The following is a 12,270-nucleotide window of genomic DNA, read 5'->3' on the forward strand; positions in this document are numbered from 1 at the left end:
AACAATGCCAGCCACGAACTCCTTCAAAACACTGGCGGTGTCTTCCGTCGTACTGAGCCTGGGGGGCCTCTCCAGCGCCATGGCCAGCGCAGGCTACACCGATGATGTGGTGCGTATCGGCGTGCTCACCGACATGTCGGGTATCTACACCGACCTCTCCGGCGAAGCGGCCGTGACCGCCGTACAGATGGCCGTCGAGGATTTCGGCGGCGAAGTCAACGGCGTCCCCATCGAGGTCATCCACGGCGACCATCGCAACCGTGCCGACACCGGCGCCAGCCGTGCCCGCGAGTGGTACGGCAGCGAAGGGGTGGACATGATCAACGACCTGTCCAACTCCGGGGTCGCCCTTGCCGTGGCGGCCGTGGCCGACGAACAGCAGCGCCATGCCATCGTCAACTCGTCATCCAACATCGGGCTCACCAACGACTACTGTTCGCCCTTCGTCACCCACTACACCTATGATGCGCATTCGCTGGCCCACGGCACCGGCAAGTCGATCGTCGAAGATGGCGGGGACACCTGGTTCTTCCTTACCGTGGATTTCGCCTTCGGCATCGGGCTCGAGGAGCAGGTGTCGGAAGTGGTTCGCGAAGCCGGCGGCCAGGTAGTCGGTGCCGCTCGCCACCCGCTGAACACCACCGACTTCTCCTCCTATGCCCTGCAGGCCCAAGCCTCCGGCGCCGAGATCATCGGTATCGCTTCCACCGGCGCCGATGCCATCAATGCGATCAACGCCTTGGCCGAATTCGGCGTTACCCCAGGACAGCGCCCGGCCGCCCTGCTGCTGTGGTACGACGACATTGTCAGCCTGGGGCTCGATACCGCCCAGGGACTGATGCTGACCAATGCCTTCTACTGGGATGCCAACGACGAGACCCGCGAGTTCTCCCAGCGCTTCTACGAGCGCACCGGGCGCATGCCCAACATGGCGCATGCCGGCAACTACTCCTCCACCATGCATTACCTGAACGCCGTCGAGGCCGCCGGTACCGACGATGCCACGGCGGTCTCGGAGAAGATGCGGGAGCTGGAGATCAACGACTTCTTCGCCTCAGGCGGCTACATCCGGCCCAACGGCCGCATGGTGCATGACCAGTACCTATGGGAAGTGAAGGCCCCCGACGAGTCGGAGTACGACTACGACTTCCTGCGCCTGGTCACCACCATTCCCGGCGAGGAGGCCTTCCAGCCTTTGGAGAAAAGCACCTGCCACTTGCTCGGCAACGACTGATGCCCTCTCCCGTGCCCGGCACTCGCCGGGCATCCGGCTCTCACTCTTCGCCAGCTTCGTGAGCAAGTGATCATGGATATATTCGGCATTCCCATTCAGGCCCTGCTGGGACAACTCATGCTGGGCATCGTCAACGGCTCCTTCTACGCGGTGCTCAGCCTGGGCCTGGCAATCATCTTCGGCGTTCTCAAGATCGTCAATTTCGCCCATGGCGCCTTCTTCATGCTGGGCGCCTTTACGGCCTTCCTGCTGGCCCAGTACCTGGGAGCCAACTATTGGGTGACGCTGTTCGTCGCACCGCTGGCCGTGGCGCTGTTCGGCATGCTGTTCGAGTTCCTGTTCCTGCGCCGGCTTTATGGGCTCGATCCGATTTATGGACTGCTGCTGACCTTCAGTCTGGTACTGGTGCTGGAGGGCGGGTTCCGGGTCGCCTTCGGCTCTTCCGGCCAGCCTTTCGCCACCCCCGAACTCCTGCGCGGCACCCTCAACCTGGGCTTCATGATCCTGCCCCTCTATCGCGGCTTCGTCATCGTCTCGGCACTACTGCTGTGCTTCGTTACCTGGTTCATCATCGAGCGCACGTCGCTGGGCGCCAGCCTGCGCGCCGCCACCGAGCGCTCGGAGCTGACCCAGGCCTTCGGCATCAACGTGCCGCGTCTGATCACGCTGACCTATGGCGTGGGCGTGGGCCTGGCGGCCTTCGCCGGAGTGCTCGCCGCCCCCATCTTCCACGTCAATCCTTCCATGGGTTCCAGCCTGGTCATCATCATCTTCGCCGTGGTGGTGATCGGTGGATTGGGCTCGATCATGGGCGCCATCGTCACCGGCCTGGGGCTTGGCGTGGTGGAAGGCTTCACGCGGGTGTTCTACTCCGAGTTCTCGTCGACCATCGTCTTCCTGGTCATGGTACTGGTGCTGCTGCTGCGCCCGGCCGGGCTGTTCGGCCGCGAGGAGGGCTGATCATGCGACCCTTGCCCTCCACCTTGATCGCCCTGGGGCTGCTGGTACTGCTGGCGGTTCCCTTCTTCCCGCAGTGGATCTATCCCATCTTCGTGATGAAGACCCTGTGCTTCGTGCTTTTCGCCTGTGCCTTCAACCTGCTGCTGGGCCATACCGGCATCCTCTCCTTCGGCCATGCTGCCTTCTTCGGCACCGGTGCCTATGTGACAGGCCTGCTGGCCAAGACCTACGGGGTGCCCACCGAGCTGGCGATCCTTGCGGGCGGCGTGGTGGCGGCAGCACTCGGCGCGATCGTGGGAGCCCTGGCGATTCGACGCAGCGGCATCTACCTGGCCATGATCACCCTGGCCTTGTCGCAGCTGGTGTTCTTCTTCTTCCTCCAGGCTCCCTTCACCGGCGCCGAGGACGGCCTGCAGCGAATCCCGCGTGGCACCTTCCTGGGCGTAATCGACCTGCGTAGCGACACGGCACTCTACTACGTGGTGGTGGGCATCGTCGGCGCCGGCCTGTGGCTGGTATGGAGGACCGTCAACTCCCCTTTCGGCCACGTGCTGCGCGCCATCCGCGAGCACGAGCCGCGTGCCGTCTCATTGGGCTATCCCGTGGCCCGCTACAAGGTGCTGGTATTTACCATCTCGGCCGGCCTGTCGGGAGTCGCCGGCTCGCTCAAGGCGATCATCTTCCAGCTGGCGGCCCTCTACGACGTGCACTGGCACACCTCCGGGGACGTCATCCTGATGACCCTGTTGGGCGGTATGAGCACGGTGTTCGGGCCGGCCGTGGGTGCTGCACTCGTCTCTACGCTGAATCACTACCTGGATCCCTTCGGCGCCTGGGTCACGGTGATCATCGGCCTGGTGTTCATGACCTGCGTTCTCACCTTCCGCCAGGGTGTGGTGGGCCAGCTCAACCAGGCGCTTCGTTCACGACGCTCCACCACTTCCGCGGCCAAGGTGGACTCCCGCCCCCGCACTCATCAGCAATGACCATCCATCACTCATAAGGAGAACCTGCATGCCTTCCTTCAACCGCAAGGATTTGGTGGCCCGTTTCCAGGACATGGTGGCCCGTGGCCAACCGATCATCGGTGGCGGCGCCGGCACCGGCATCTCGGCCAAGTGCGAGGAAGCCGGCGGCATCGATTTGATCGTGATCTACAACTCGGGGCGTTACCGCATGGCAGGGCGGGCTTCTTCCGCCGGCCTGCTGGCCTACGGCAACGCCAACCAGATCGTGCAGGAGATGGCGCTGGAGGTGCTGCCGGTGGTCAAGCGCACGCCTGTGCTGGCCGGCGTCAACGGCACCGATCCCTTCGTGATCATGCCCAAGCTACTGCGCGAGCTGAAGGAGCTGGGCTTCTCGGGAGTTCAGAACTTTCCCACCGTGGGCCTGATCGACGGCACCTTCCGCGTCAGCCTGGAGGAGACCGGCATCACCTACGGTAGCGAAGTCGACATGATTCGCCAGGCTCATGAGATGGACATGCTGACCACGCCCTACGTGTTCTCGGCCGACGAGGCCGTGGCCATGGCAGAGGCGGGTGCCGACATCATCGTGGCACACATGGGCGTCACCGTGGGTGGCACCATCGGCGCCGAGTCGGCCAAGAGCCTCGACGAGTCGGTGCGCCTGATCGACGAATGGGCCGAAGCGGCACGGCGCGTGCGACGGGACATCATCATCCTCTGTCACGGCGGCCCCATCGCCACCCCTGAAGACGCCACTTATGTCATGAAACAAAGCGAGCACTGCAATGGCTTCTATGGCGCCAGCAGTATGGAGCGCCTGCCCACGGAAATCGCGCTCACCGAGCAAATTCGCCGCTTCAAGGCCATTGCCTGACCGTCATTACAAGGAGACGCCACCATGACCCGGGTATACGTCAGTGCGGTAATGCCCATCTCCCTCGAGCAGGCCTGGAGCGTGCTACGCGATTTCAACGGCCTGCCGAACTATCACCCCTTCTTCGCCTGGAGTTACATCGAGGACGGCAAGCCCGCCGACCAGATCGGCTGCGTGCGACACTTTCACGATCACGATGGCAATCACATCCGCGAGGAGCTGCTCACACTCTCGGATCGAGAACACCGCTGCTGCTACCGTATTCTCGACGCCCCGGCGCTGCCGGTGCAGGGCTACGTGGCAGAAATGCGCCTCAAGCCGATCACCACCAGCGGCCAGTGTTTCGGTGAATGGTGGGCGGAGTTCGAGGTGGCCGAGGCCGATCGCGAGGATGTCGTGCAGCGGGTGTCGGACACCTTTCGGCTGGCCTTCGAAGGGGCTGTCGAGCGCTACCAAGGCTGACGCTACCATTCCGATAACAATCAGGCCGGCGCGACGCATGCCGGCCAGGAGGCACCATGGGACAGAAAGCCTTCATCATCGGCACCTGTGACACCAAGGCCGTGGAGCTGCGCTACCTTCGCGATCTGCTGCAGGCCTCGGGCGTCGAGGCGTTGATCGTCGATGTCGGTACCAGCGGCGGCGCTGCACCCGACGCCGACATTCCCGCCAGCCAGGTGGCCGCCTGCCACCCCCAGGGCATTGAAGCGGTTTTCGTCAACGACAGGGGGCGCGCCGTGGCGCATATGGCCGAGGCGTTGCGCCGGCTGCTGGCACAGCGCGACGATGTGGGCGGCATCATCGGCATCGGCGGCTCCGGCGGCACCGCGCTGATTACACCGGCCATGCGCGACCTGGACATCGGCGTACCCAAGGTGATGGTCTCGACGATCGCCTCGGGCAACGTGGCGCCCTATGTCGGACCCAGCGATATCGCCATGATCTACTCGGTCACCGACGTCGCCGGACTCAACCGCATTTCACGTCGGGTACTGGGCAATGCGGCCCATGCCCTGCTCGGCATGCTGCAGGGGCAGATACCCGAAGTCGCCGAGGACAAACCGGCCATTGGCCTGAGCATGTTCGGCGTCACCACGCAGTGCGTTAACAGGATTACCGAGGCACTCTCGCCGGAGTACGACTGCCTGGTCTTCCATGCCACCGGTACCGGTGGTCGCTCGATGGAGAAGCTGGCAGCCAGCGGCATGTTGAGGGGGCTTGTGGACATCACCACCACCGAAATCTGTGACCTGCTGATGGGCGGCATCTTCAGCGCCGGTGAAACGCGGCTGGACGTACTGGCGCAGGCCGGCCTGCCTTATGTGGGTTCCTGCGGCGCGCTCGACATGGTCAACTTTGCCGGCCCGGAAACGCTTCCCGAGCCTTATCGGCAACGGCGTCTCTACGAACATAATCCGCAGATCACTCTGATGCGCACGACTGTCGACGAGAACGCGAGAATGGGTCGCTGGATCGGGGAGAAGCTCAACCGCTGCCGGGGGCCGGTGCGCTTCCTGCTGCCCGAAGGCGGTGTCTCGGCACTGGATGCCCCGGGACAGCCTTTCCACGACCCGGAAGCAGACGCCGCTCTGTTCGCGGCCCTGGAAGCCACGGTACGACAGACGCCAGAGCGTCGCCTGATCCGCTGCCCCTGGCATATCAACGACCCGGCGTTTGCCGCCGCTGCCGTCGCCGAGTTCCATGAGCTGATGCGTGGCGAGTCGATGCCTGCTGAATGAGACGATGAGACCAGGCGTCGTCACTCTCGCGACGGCAGACCCTCCCGGCGGGCGAACCAGCTCTCCAGGATCAGCACCGCCGCGATGCCGTCGACGCCATCGTCGCGGTAGCTCTTGCGCGGGTTGCGCAGCAGCCCTGATTCGCGGGCAATGGCCTTGGCCTCGCGGGTGGAGCCACGCTCGTCGACCAACTCGCAGGGCTTGCCGTAGCGACCATAGAGGCGCTTGCCGAACTTGCGCGCACGCAAGCTCATCTCGGACTCGCTGCCGTCCATGTTGAGCGGCAGCCCCACCACGAACAGGTCCGGCTGCCACTCCTCGACCAGCCGCGTGACGATGTCCCAGTCGGGAATGCCGTCGCGGGCCGGCAGCGGCTCGAGCTGACGGGCGCTGGCGAGCAGTTCGTTGCCCACCGCCACGCCGATTCGGCGGGTGCCGAAGTCGAAGGCCAGGATCAGGCGCGCTCCCGCATCGGCCATTACGAGTGCCCGGCCTCCCGCGACATCAGGTTGAGATCCACGCCCAAAATACCGGCAGCGGCGCTGAGGCGCTGCTCCGGCGGCACCTTGAACAGGATGTCGGCCTCCGCCTCGACGGTTAGCCAGGCGTTGTCCTTGAGCTCCTGTTCGAGCTGGCCCGCCTCCCAGCCGGCACAGCCCAGGCACACCAGAAACTCCTGCGGCCCCTTACCGGCAGCCAGCGCCAGCAGGATATCCATGGAGGTGGTCAGCGCGACGTCGTCATCGACCTGGATGCTGGAATCCCACGGGTCGCTGGAGCCGCGATGCAGGATGAAGCCGCGGTCCTTGTGGGTCGGGCCACCGTAATAGACCGGCGCGGCGCGATGCGGGCTCTCGTCGCCGTCGAGTTCGAGCTGCTCGAACAGCGCCTCCAGGGTGATCTCCAGCGGCCGGTTGACGATCACGCCCATGGTGCCGTTCTCATCGTGATCGCAGAGGTAGCTGAGGGTGCCGGCAAAATTGGGATCTTCCAGATGCGGCATCGCCAGCAGAAAATGATGTCTCAAGCCTAGGTTTTGCACGGATTGCATGGGACTCCCGGGCGGCGATGGATCGAAGAAACGCTGTACGGACCGTTTCTAGCGCACGCCAAAATGATTGCCTTGCCCGAACCGCCAGACGCGGGAGATGGAGAGACTGTCCAGCTCCCCCATGGTGCTGTCGAAGGGCCGATAGGGCCCGGCACCGTGCACGGTATCCAGCGCCGCCTGATCGAGTTCGGTATGTCCTGAGGATTGTACCACCTCCGCCTGACGAAGCTGACCATCGCGTCCGATCACCACACGGATGCGCAACTGGCCGTGCAGGTGGCTCGGGGCAGGATGGACACGGTTGCCGTAGTCCTCGACGCGCCGTGTCCAGTCGTCGATGTAGCGCGCCTCGGCAGCGCGCTGAGCGGCCGATCGTGGCGAGTCGTCGGCCGAACCGGCGAGGCCGGCATCGAGCCCTTGTTGGCGAATGCTGCTGGTGGCCTGGGCCAGCAGGTCGCGCCCTGAGGCCGAAGGCGCTGCGGCGGTCGGCGCCGGAGGCGACTCCGACGCCTGGGGCTCGCTCGCGCGCGGCTCCGCCGGCGCTGCTTCTCTGGCTTGCTCGGATTCGGCAGTCGCTTCCACGGCGGGCTCGGCGGTAGGACGCTCGGCTGTCTCGACATCTGCCGGCGTGGCCGGCTCCACGATGCTTTCCGGCGACTCGAGTACGGGTAGCTCGTCCAGCGGTGCCGCCCGGCGCTCAGCGGGAGTTTCCTCGGCCTGCTCGCCGGCCGCCTGCTGGTCCGCCTCGGCGATGGCCTCGGCCTCCACCGGCGCCTCCGCCGGGCGCGTCACCAGCACCACGTCCAGGCTCGTGCGCTCGGCCGGAGCCGGGGCAAACTGCCAGCTCGCCACCACGCCGATCAGTGCCAGATGCAGCAACAGCGCGGCCGACAGCGCCAGCCAGCGCCGGTAGGTCCGCGTAACCGGAGCGTAATGAATGGAGTCGCTGATCGAGGCCGCCATGAATGGAGCCCAACCTCCTTTCCTAACAGAACGCTGGTTTTAACTGGCGCTAGGAGCGCTGCGCCAGGCGCCGCTCGATGGCATCCATCAGCAGACCGGCGATGTCGGTGCCGCGCTGGTCGTCGATCTCGCGCACGCAGGTGGGGCTGGTCACGTTGATCTCGGTGATGTAGTCGCCGATCACGTCGAGCCCCACGAACATCAGCCCCTTCTCGCGAATCATCGGCTGGACCTGCTCGATCAGCCAGTGGTCGCGCGCGGTCAGTTCACGGCTGACGCCGGTGCCGCCGGCGGCCAGGTTACCGCGGGTCTCGCCGGCCATGGGCACCCGGGCCAGGCCGAAGGGCACCGGCTCGCCGTCCACCAGCAGGATACGGGTATCGCCATCCTTGATCTCGGGGATATAGCGCTGGGCCATGATCTGGCGTTGGCCACGCTCGGTCAGCGTCTCGATGATGGCGCCCAGGTTCCGGCCCTCGGGCTGCACGTGAAAGATCCCGCTGCCGCCCATGCCATCCAGCGGCTTGAAGATCACGTCCCGGTGCTCGGCGTGGAAGGCGCGCAACACCGCCTCGCTGCAGGAGACCACCGTCGGCGTGCAGCACTGCGGAAACTGCTGGGCAAACAGTTTCTCGTTGCACTCCAGCAGCGCCCGCGTGGGATTGACCACCAGCACGCCCTCGCGTTCCGCAAAGCCCAGCAGATGCACGGCATTGAGGAAATGCGCATCGACCGGCGGATCCTTGCGCATCAGGATCGCGTCGAGCTCGGCCAGCGGGCGCTCTTCGGGCGCCCCCAGCGCGTACCAGTCGTCGGGGTTGCGGAAGGCAGTGAGATCGCGCATGCGGGCATGGGCGCGGCCATCGCGCAGGTAGAGATCCTCCTGCTCCATGTAGTGCAGCGACCAGCCACGCTCCTGAGCCGCCCACAGCATGGCAAGAGTGGTGTCCTTCTTGTAGGTGAGGTGGGCGATGGCGTCCATCACCACGCCCACGCGCAAGGGTCGTTCGCTCGTCTGTCGGCTCATCGGCAGTGTTCCATCGTGATACGGGAAATGAGCGCAGTATGACGCAGGGCTTCGGGCAACACCAAGATGGCTTGACAGGGCACGACGAATGACCCTATTTTAGTTTCAAATGAAACTAAATACCGCCACCGCCATCCTCCCATCACCGTGAGACCCGTCATGATCGATATCCAGCAGATCCACCACGTGGCCTATCGCTGTCGCGATGCCAAAGAGACCGTCGAGTGGTACCAGGACAAGCTCAACATGGAGTTTCTGGTCGCTATCGCCGAGGACCGCGTGCCCTCGACCAAGGCGCCCGACCCTTACATGCACCTGTTCCTGGACGCCGGCAACGGCAATATCCTGGCCTTCTTCGAACTGCCCAACTCACCGGAAATGGGACGCGACCCCAATACCCCCGAATGGGTGCAACACATTGCCTTCCGCGTGGCCGACGAGGCCGCCCTGCTGGAAGCGAAGGAGGAACTGGAGCGCAAGGGTGTGGCGGTGATCGGGCCCACCGAGCACGGCATCATCCGCTCGATCTACTTCTTCGACCCCAACGGTCACCGCCTGGAGTTGACCTACGTGAAGGGCACGCAGGAGCAGATGAGCAAGCTCAAGGAAGTGGCGCCGGCCATGGTCGAGGAGTGGTCGAAGACCAAGCGCGCACCCAAGCATGCCGCCTGGCTGCACGAGGAGGAGTTCAGGGCGCTTAACTGAGTGTCCTGTCGATGAGCGACATTTCAGACGCCTCGAGCTACGTCGATTCGCTCGTCGCGCCGGGTGCCAGGCGTATGCCGGCCTCTTCGATGACGATCAAGCGGCGCTTGTAGAGCCGGCCGATGGCCTGCTTGAAGGCATTCTTGCTCACGCCCAGGCGCGCCTTGATCTCGCCGGCCTCGCTCTTGTCGCCCAACGGTAGGTAACCACCGCTGGCGCGCAAGACCTTGAGCACCTGGTCGCCCACCACATCGAGGCGTGCCGACCCCGGCGGGAGCAGCGAGAGATCCAGCCGGCCGTCGTCGCGCACCCGCTTCACATAGCCCTTGACCCGCTGGCCACGCCGTAGCGGCCGGGTGACGTCGTCACGATAGAGCAGCCCCCAGAAGCGATGATCGACCACCGCCTTGTAGCCGAGGTCGGTGGCGTCGGCGACGACCAGCTCGACCTCGTCGCCCGGCGCCAGCCCCGTCGCCTCGTCCTGGACGAAGCGGTCGAGCTTCTGCGAGGCGACCGGCCGCCCCTGCTGGTCCTCGTAGATTCGCACCAGCACCCGCTTGCCCGGCGTGGGGCGAAAGCGCTGCTCGCCGAAGGGCAGCAGCACGTCCCGCGCATGCCCCCAGTCGAGGAAGGCGCCGGTCTCGTTGACCGTGACCACCTCCAGGTAGGCGACCTCGCCGACCTGGGCCTTGGGCGCACTCGGCCGACGCTCGCGCTGACCGCCAGATGGATGCCGGGAGGGGTTCGGGCGACCCTGGCGACGGTCGTGAGGAGAAGAGGCCATGAACAGCTCCGCAGATGTGTGGGGCCATTATGGCAAAAAGGCGGCCCGAAGGCCGCCAATGGTTTCAGGGCCCGCCTAGCCGCGCACCAGCGCCGGGCGCTTGGGATCGAACTCCCAGCCAGGGATCAAGTACTGCATGGCCAGGGCATCGTTGCGCTGCGTCACATCGAGGCTGCGGTAGAGCCGGTGGGCTTCCATCAGTTTCTCCTCGTCCAGCTCGACTCCCAGGCCCGGCGTCGTCGGCACCGCCAGCTTGCCGTCGCGGATCTGGAATGGCTCTCGGGTGATCCGCTGGCCATCCTGCCAGATCCAGTGGGTGTCGATAGTGGTGATCTGGCCGGGACAGGCCGCCGCCACATGGGTCATCATCGCCAGCGAGACCAAGGAGCATGGCCGCCGCTTAGATTGAGCAGAAAGCCGTCGTAGCCGGCAATCGGCACGATGCGCATCGTCTTGATCATGGGCAGCGTCATGCATTCACTCCCTGTTTGTCCTTCACGTTTTGCCAAAGGGCATAGCCAAGAAAAAGCAGCGCACCGATCAGGAAGGCGGCACTGATGGGGCGCATGACGAAGGGCGTCCAGTCCCCTCCGAAGACCTGCAGGCCACGGCGCAGGTTGGACTCCGCGATGCCACCCAGAATCAGGCCCAGGATGACTGGAGCGGTGCCGAAGTCGTACTTCGACAGGAAATAGCCCAGCACGCCGAAACCGAGCATCAGGTAAATGTCGAAGATATTGCCGTCGACGCCATAGACGCCGATGAAGCAGAACACCAGGATCAGCGACATCAGCAGCTTGCGCGGCACCTGCAACACCTTGATGAAGAGGCGGATCCCGAACCACTGGATGAGCAGCATGAAGATGTTGGCGATGAAAAAGGCGATGAAGATGCCGTAGATGATCGCCCCCTGCTCGGCGAAGAGCGTCGGCCCCGGGCGGATACCCTGGATCATGAGCCCGCCCATCAGCACTGCCGTCGCCGCCTCACCGGGCACGCCCAGCGTCAGCATCGGAATCAGCGCCCCGCCGACCAGCGCATTGTTGGAACTCTCGGAGGCCACGATGCCCTCCGGGTGCCCGGTGCCGAACTTCTTCGGCGTCTTCGACATGCGCTTGGCCTGGTCATAGGAGAGGAACGAGGCGATGCTGCCCCCTGCGCCCGGGATGGCCCCGACGATGGTGCCGATCACCGAGCTCGAGGCAACCACTTTCCAACTGCGCAGCACCTCCAGCCAACGCGGCCTCGCCTCCCCAGGGTTCTGGACCATGCTTCCCTTGTTGCTCGACGAGACGTAATCAACGATGTCCTTGAGGATCTGGGCAACGGCGAACAGGCCGATCAGGGCGGGCAGCAGGCTGACTCCCGTCAGCAGGGACATCTCGCCGAACGTGAACCGGTTCACCCCGGTAATCGGGTCGCTACCGACGGTGGCGATGAACAGGCCGATCAGGCCTGCAATCAACCCCTTGAGCAGGGACTTGCTCGACACCGAGGCGATGATGACAAGCCCGAACACACTCAGGGCGAAATACTCCGCCGGCCCGAACCGGAGTGCGAACTCGGCGATGGGAGGCGCTAGCAGACTGAGCAATACCGCGCTGATGATGCCGCCGGCAAAGGAGGAAACGATGGCGATACCCAGCGCCCTTCCCGCCTGTCCATTGCGCGCCATGGGAAACGCATCGAGCGTGGTGGCAACGGAAGAAGGCGTACCGGGGATGTTGAGCAGCGTCGCCGATACCGAGCCACCGGCGATGGCACCGCAGAGCGTACCCAGCAACATGCCAACCCCCATCACGGCCGGCATGCCGAAGGTCAGCGGCAACAACAGCGCTATCGCCATGGCAGCCGTCAGGCCCGGTAGCGCGCCCATGATCAGGCCGAGCAGCGTACCTGCGGCAATTGCCAGCAGCACACCGAACTGGAAGACAAGCCCAAGCGCATCGACATAATGCGTCATAA

Annotated in this window: 14 protein-coding genes; 7 read left to right on the plus strand and 7 right to left on the minus strand. The window is 64.7% G+C overall.

The window, feature by feature from the left end:
• The first annotated feature begins 4 nt into the window (after window positions 1-4).
• The 6 genes from SPH52_RS12865 (at window position 5) to SPH52_RS12890 (ending at window position 5,775) form a co-directional block, all read left to right on the plus strand.
• Complete coding sequence (locus SPH52_RS12865) at window positions 5-1,234, plus strand: ABC transporter substrate-binding protein (protein WP_411795431.1); 1,230 nt, start codon at window positions 5-7, stop codon at window positions 1,232-1,234.
• Window positions 1,235-1,306: 72 nt separating this feature from the next.
• The gene (locus SPH52_RS12870; RefSeq protein WP_411795432.1) at window positions 1,307-2,194 is read left to right on the plus strand and encodes a branched-chain amino acid ABC transporter permease; all 888 of its coding nucleotides are present in this window, start codon (window positions 1,307-1,309) and stop codon (window positions 2,192-2,194) included.
• A gap of 2 nt (window positions 2,195-2,196) precedes the next feature.
• Window positions 2,197-3,180 carry a branched-chain amino acid ABC transporter permease gene (locus SPH52_RS12875; RefSeq protein WP_411795433.1) on the plus strand — a complete coding sequence of 328 codons (984 nt, stop codon included), beginning with the start codon at window positions 2,197-2,199 and terminating at the stop codon, window positions 3,178-3,180.
• A 28-nt stretch (window positions 3,181-3,208) separates the two neighbouring features.
• Complete coding sequence (locus tag SPH52_RS12880) at window positions 3,209-4,036, plus strand: phosphoenolpyruvate hydrolase family protein (protein WP_411795434.1); 828 nt, start codon at window positions 3,209-3,211, stop codon at window positions 4,034-4,036.
• A gap of 24 nt (window positions 4,037-4,060) precedes the next feature.
• Window positions 4,061-4,498 carry an SRPBCC family protein gene (locus SPH52_RS12885; protein ID WP_411795435.1) on the plus strand — a complete coding sequence of 146 codons (438 nt, stop codon included), beginning with the start codon at window positions 4,061-4,063 and terminating at the stop codon, window positions 4,496-4,498.
• 56 nt (window positions 4,499-4,554) lie between these two features.
• A complete protein-coding gene (locus SPH52_RS12890; RefSeq protein WP_411795436.1) occupies window positions 4,555-5,775 on the plus strand; it encodes a Tm-1-like ATP-binding domain-containing protein in 1,221 nt (406 codons plus the stop codon).
• Between the two features lie 20 nt (window positions 5,776-5,795).
• On the opposite strand, the gene ruvX is transcribed toward SPH52_RS12890, so the two are convergent.
• The 4 genes from ruvX to gshB are packed head-to-tail and all read right to left on the minus strand — an operon-like array spanning window position 5,796 to window position 8,816.
• Window positions 5,796-6,254, minus strand: a complete 459-nt coding sequence (gene ruvX, locus SPH52_RS12895; protein ID WP_411795437.1) for a Holliday junction resolvase RuvX — start codon at window positions 6,252-6,254, stop codon at window positions 5,796-5,798.
• The gene (locus SPH52_RS12900; protein WP_411795438.1) at window positions 6,254-6,826 is read right to left on the minus strand and encodes a YqgE/AlgH family protein; all 573 of its coding nucleotides are present in this window, start codon (window positions 6,824-6,826) and stop codon (window positions 6,254-6,256) included. The genes ruvX and SPH52_RS12900 overlap by 1 nt, the downstream gene beginning before the upstream one ends.
• Before the next feature lie 48 nt (window positions 6,827-6,874).
• Window positions 6,875-7,789 (minus strand): TonB family protein, encoded by a 915-nt coding sequence (locus SPH52_RS12905; RefSeq protein WP_411795439.1) that lies wholly within the window; start codon window positions 7,787-7,789, stop codon window positions 6,875-6,877.
• A 49-nt stretch (window positions 7,790-7,838) separates the two neighbouring features.
• Window positions 7,839-8,816 carry a glutathione synthase gene (gene gshB / locus SPH52_RS12910; protein ID WP_411795440.1) on the minus strand — a complete coding sequence of 326 codons (978 nt, stop codon included), beginning with the start codon at window positions 8,814-8,816 and terminating at the stop codon, window positions 7,839-7,841.
• A 159-nt stretch (window positions 8,817-8,975) separates the two neighbouring features.
• On the opposite strand from gshB, the gene SPH52_RS12915 reads away from it, so the two are divergent.
• A complete protein-coding gene (locus SPH52_RS12915) occupies window positions 8,976-9,521 on the plus strand; it encodes a VOC family protein (protein WP_411795441.1) in 546 nt (181 codons plus the stop codon).
• A gap of 37 nt (window positions 9,522-9,558) precedes the next feature.
• Here SPH52_RS12915 and SPH52_RS12920 read toward each other — a convergent pair whose 3' ends face one another.
• The 3 genes from SPH52_RS12920 to SPH52_RS12930 form a co-directional block, all read right to left on the minus strand.
• Entirely contained in the window at window positions 9,559-10,305 is a 747-nt protein-coding gene (locus tag SPH52_RS12920; RefSeq protein ID WP_411795442.1) for a S1 RNA-binding domain-containing protein, read from the minus strand.
• A gap of 75 nt (window positions 10,306-10,380) precedes the next feature.
• Window positions 10,381-10,674, minus strand: a complete 294-nt coding sequence (locus SPH52_RS12925) for an enolase C-terminal domain-like protein (protein ID WP_411795443.1) — start codon at window positions 10,672-10,674, stop codon at window positions 10,381-10,383.
• A 100-nt stretch (window positions 10,675-10,774) separates the two neighbouring features.
• The gene (locus tag SPH52_RS12930; RefSeq protein WP_411795444.1) at window positions 10,775-12,268 is read right to left on the minus strand and encodes a tripartite tricarboxylate transporter permease; all 1,494 of its coding nucleotides are present in this window, start codon (window positions 12,266-12,268) and stop codon (window positions 10,775-10,777) included.
• Window positions 12,269-12,270 lie beyond the last annotated feature (2 nt).

The organism is Halomonas sp. A29 (assembly GCF_046723295.1).
GTDB lineage: Bacteria > Pseudomonadota > Gammaproteobacteria > Pseudomonadales > Halomonadaceae > Halomonas.